Annotated in this window: 1 protein-coding gene; it reads left to right on the plus strand. The window is 64.0% G+C overall.

Features of this window, described 5'->3' with window-relative positions:
• On the plus strand, positions 1-986 hold a 986-nt coding region (locus P3H15_RS54115; RefSeq protein ID WP_276144843.1), incomplete at its 5' end, for an IS1634 family transposase.
• Positions 987-1,007 lie beyond the last annotated feature (21 nt).

The following is a 1,007-nucleotide window of genomic DNA, read 5'->3' on the forward strand; positions in this document are numbered from 1 at the left end:
ATTCGAAAGAACGCAGGGTCGATCCGCAGATCGTGGTCGGGCTGCTCGTCGACCGCACCGGATTCCCGCTCGAGATCGGCTGCTTCGAAGGCAACACAGCCGAAACCCACACCATCGTCCCCATTGTCCGCCAGTTCCAGGCTCGCCACGACATCGCCGGCGTCGAGATGGTCGTCGCCGCCGACGCCGGCATGCTGTCGGCGGCGAATCTCACAGCCCTCGACGAGGCAGGCTTGAAGTTCATCGTCGGCTCCCGCGTCACCAAAGCGCCCGGCGACCTGGCGAACCATTTCCGTTGGAACGGTGATGTTTTCACCGACGGACAAACTATCGACACCGTAACGCCGCGGCACGGGCGCAGTGTCGTCAACGACGTGAAGAAGCGAGCCGAACCGGCCTGGAATCCCGGCACACACGCCAGTTCCTGGCGGGCGGTCTGGCAGTACTCGAAGCGGCGGGCGGTCCGTGACAATCAGACGCTCAATGCCCAGGAAGCACGCGCCCAAGCGGTCGTCGACGGTGACAAAGCCCCGAAATCAACCCGGTTCGTCAAGACCACCCCCGCTGGCCGCAGCCTCGACACCTCTGCTCTGGAGCGTGCCCGATCGCTGGTCGGGCTGAAGGGCTACGTCACCAATATCCCCGCCACGACCATGGGGCCGGGTGAGGTGATCTCCAAGTACCACGACCTGTGGCACGTCGAGCAGTCGTTCCGCATGTCGAAGACAGACCTGCGAGCACGGCCGATGTTCCATCACACCCGCGACGCGATCGAGGCGCACCTGACCATCGTGTTCGCAGCGTTGGCCGTCGCCCGCTGCATCCAGGATCAGACCGGCGTCGCGATAGCGAGACTGATCAAGCAGTTCCGGCCGCTGCGGACCTCCACCATCGCCGTCAACGGCGTCACCGAAGACTTCCCACCGGTGATCCCGCCCGAAGAGCGTGAAATCCTTGTTCTACTCGGCCTCGAGGCGGGGCACTAAGCGAAATGTCCTAAGTCAGGT

Source organism: Rhodococcus sp. T2V (assembly GCF_029269925.1).
Lineage (GTDB): Bacteria > Actinomycetota > Actinomycetes > Mycobacteriales > Mycobacteriaceae > Rhodococcus_F > Rhodococcus_F koreensis.